Raw genomic sequence first — 3,382 nt, 5'->3', positions numbered from 1 at the left:
CTGGTCGCCCTTGGCGGTGGCGGACGCGGCCGGGAAGCCGTTGATGGTGATGTCTTCCGTGGACGCCTTCTCGACGCCTTCCATCCAACCTGAATTGAGGTAATCGCCGAGCGACTGCTCGGCCGGCACCCTCACCACGTCGAAGCGCATCGCCTGCGAGCCGCCGTCACGCACGCCGATCACCGCCTGCGCGGTGTTGTCGAGCGTGAAATTGTCCGGCGCCTGGAAGGTGAAGCCGAGCTTCGGATGCAGGAAGCGGCGGCCGCGGACAAAACCTTCGCTCGGGTCTTCGCCATAGACGAGGTTGTCGATCGCGGCGAGATAGCTCTCGCGGTCGCGCTCGCCGCCCTCCGGAGCGACGTACTGCCGCGCGATGGTCTGCGCGTTCTGCACACGCTCCGGGGTTGCCGGATGCGACGAGGTGAAGTCCTGCGCGCGCGGATCGAGCGAGGAGGTCTTGCCGGCCTTCAGCTCGGCATTGCGCTCCATCGCCGAAAGAAAGCGTGCGGCGCCATAAGGGTCGAAATGTGCCTTGGCGGAGATGCCGACGCCGATGCCGTCCGCCTCGAACTCCTGGTTGCGCGAAAAGCTCGCCATGGTGAGCTTGGTCTTGGCCAGAGCGAGCGCGGTGAGATCGGGATCGTTGCTCATGTCGGTGACGACACGGGTGACGATCGCGGCCTGGCGCGCCTGGTCCTCGCGCATCGCGGCGTGCTTGGACAGCACATGCGCCATCTCGTGGCTGAGCACGGAGGACAATTCCGACGTATCGCTCGCAAGCGCAAGGAGACCGCGCGTGACGTAGAGCTGGCCGTTCGGCAGCGCGAAGGCGTTCACTGCGCCGGAATTGAGAATGGTGACCCGGTAGCCCTGGTCAGGGCGGTCCGAGGCGGCGACGAGCCGGTCGACGGTCTTGGTGACCAGCGATTCGAGCCTGGGGTCATCATAGGCGCCGCCATAGCTCGCCAGGATGCGCTCGTGCTCCTTTTCGGTGGCGGGGGTCTGCGCGACTGCGGGCTTCGGCTTGGGCATCGCGACCGCCGGCGGGGCCGCCGCGGTCTGGAACCGGCCCATATCGCCGCAGCCGGCGAGCGCCGTGCCCAGCACAAGGCATAGCGCAGCCGGCGCAGCCCGAAGGCGGCGGCCTTCACTCGTTTTGTGCTGTTCTAGCACCCCATTCACGTCGTTAACCCGTGCCCGGCCCGCTTAAGGCCTTACCCCTGTCGGCTCGTTTGCACTCAGCAACTCGACCTGTCCCACGAGGCGCACATCGATACGCGGCCCCGTATTCCCCTCAACCCAGCCTCGGACTCGAATACGTCGATTTTCCAAGGACTTAATGGCAACCCCGGCGTTTTCGAACGCCGGTAACGCGCGCCTTGAAATAGTCACGGCAAAGCCGCGTGTCCAGTTCCGTCCGAAGTTGAGGTAGGTCATTGCCCCAGCTTGCCGGACCGACAGGACTTTGCCCTCGACCACCACAAAGCGCCCGATCCCGGCCAAAATATCGTCCGGACTTTCCGCGTTTTTTATGGCCGACAGGTCAGCCCAGTTGCCCTTTTTTTGGCGCCGCGCCTCGGCCTCCGACGACATCAGGGCGGCCGCACAGTCCTTGTCGGCGATCTCGGCGGAGACGATGGCCTCGCCCTGGGCCAGCAGCATCGCCTGCACCGGGGTGTCGCTTTCGCCGATGAAGACCAGCCCGCCCTGGCGCCCATAGCGATCGGGCGTGTCGTCAGCGCTCCGCAGCATCACGTCGCGGCCGACCAGCAGCGAGGCCAGCGCCTGCTTCGTCGTCGCGGTCGGTTCGATTCCGGAGAGGCGCACCTCGCGGCCGTCATCGAGGCGCACGCTGCGGCCATCGATGATCGCGGTGACGCGGCCTTCGCCCTGGGACTCGAATTGGCACGGCGCCGCGAACGCATCACCAGACGCGAACACGAATAGCGCTGCGGCGATGAGGATGAGTGATCGTGTCACGTTGCCCGGAGAGGTTGCGTTACGCTCCAGCTTTAACCCATGCGTAGCGGGTCGCGAAGAGGCTTCCTCACACTCCGTCATTGCTTCGCTGCGCTCGCAATGACGATGCGGAAACATCTTGCGTCATTCCACCATTCCGCTTTGCGGAAAACGCGTGACGATCGCGCGACCTGCACGCCCCTCGCGCTTGCTGCCCTGTCGCGCATGCGGCATGATTGCGGCAATAGCGATAGCCAAAAGCAATAACCAAGCCGCCATCAGAGCACGGCGCGATAAGGGAGGTCTTTTCGATGAAGAGAATTTTGCCGGGCATTTTTGCCGCTGCGTTTGCGCTGAGTGCGAGCGCCGTGCAGGCCGAGGACAAGCCGCCACTGAAGATCGGCGGCATTCTCGACATGTCGAGCCTCTATGCCGACATCACCGGTCCCGGCAGCGAGACTGCAGCCAAGATGGCCGTCGAAGACTTCGGCGGCGAGGTGCTGGGACGCAAGATCCAGGTGCTGGCGGCCGACCATCTCAACAAGGCGGATCTCTCCGCCAACATCGCCCGCGACATGCTCGACAACCAGGGTGTCGAGATGATCTACGACGTCGCGGCCTCCGCAACCGCGCTTGCTGCCGGCGAGATCGCGAAGGCGCGCAACAAGATCATCATGTTCAACGGCCCGGGCTCGATCCGTCTCACCAACGAGGCCTGCGGTCCCTACACCGTGCACTACGTGTTCGATACCTACGGCCAGGCCAACGTGACCGGCCTTGCGGCGGTGAAATCGGGCCTCGATACCTGGTTCTTCCTCACGGCCGACTATGCCTTCGGCCAGGATCTGGAGAAGGACACCGGCGCCGTCGTCACCAAGACCGGCGGCAAGGTGCTCGGCGGCGTGCGCCATCCGCTCAACACGTCGGATTTCTCGTCCTTCCTGCTTCAGGCCCAGGCTTCCAAGGCCAAGGTGATTGGCCTTGCCAACGCCGGCGGCGACACCGTCAATGCCATCAAGCAGGCGGCCGAGTTCGGCATCACCAAGGGCGGCCAGAAGGTCTCGCCGCTGCTGGCCTTCGTGACCGATATCGATTCGATCGGACTGGAGACGGCGCAAGGCCTGCTGCTGGCGGAAGCCTTCTACTGGGACCTCAACGACGACACGCGCGCGTTCTCGAAGCGCTTCACCGAGCGCATGAAGCGGCCGCCGACCTCGGCGCAGGCCGGCGTCTATTCGTCCGTGACGCATTACCTGAAAGCCGTGAAGGCGGCGGGTACGACGGATGCGGCTGCGGTCATCAAGGTGATGAAGGAGACGCCGATCAACGATTTCTTCGCCAAGGGTGGCAAGATCCGCGAGGATGGCCGCATGATTCACGACATGTACCTGTTCGAGGTGAAGAAGCCATCGGAGTCCAAGGG

At 64.4% G+C, this 3,382-nt stretch carries 3 protein-coding genes; 1 reads left to right on the top strand and 2 read right to left on the bottom strand.

The window, feature by feature from the left end; genetic code table 11:
• A partial coding sequence (locus AC1D00_RS32620) for a M48 family metalloprotease (protein WP_477013499.1) occupies positions 1-1,074 on the bottom strand: 1,074 nt, incomplete at its 3' end.
• 132 nt (positions 1,075-1,206) lie between these two features.
• Positions 1,207-2,061, bottom strand: a complete 855-nt coding sequence (locus AC1D00_RS32615) for a thermonuclease family protein (RefSeq protein ID WP_477013498.1) — start codon at positions 2,059-2,061, stop codon at positions 1,207-1,209.
• Between the two features lie 209 nt (positions 2,062-2,270).
• Between AC1D00_RS32615 and AC1D00_RS32610 the strand changes: the two genes are divergently transcribed.
• Positions 2,271-3,382 (top strand): ABC transporter substrate-binding protein (locus AC1D00_RS32610; protein WP_477013497.1); only part of this gene is annotated, 1,112 nt, incomplete at its 3' end.

It is taken from the genome of Bradyrhizobium sp. P2_E8 (assembly GCF_056403875.1).
The sequence above is the reverse complement of the archived record's forward strand: the minus strand, read 5'-3'. Positions and strand labels throughout refer to the sequence as shown.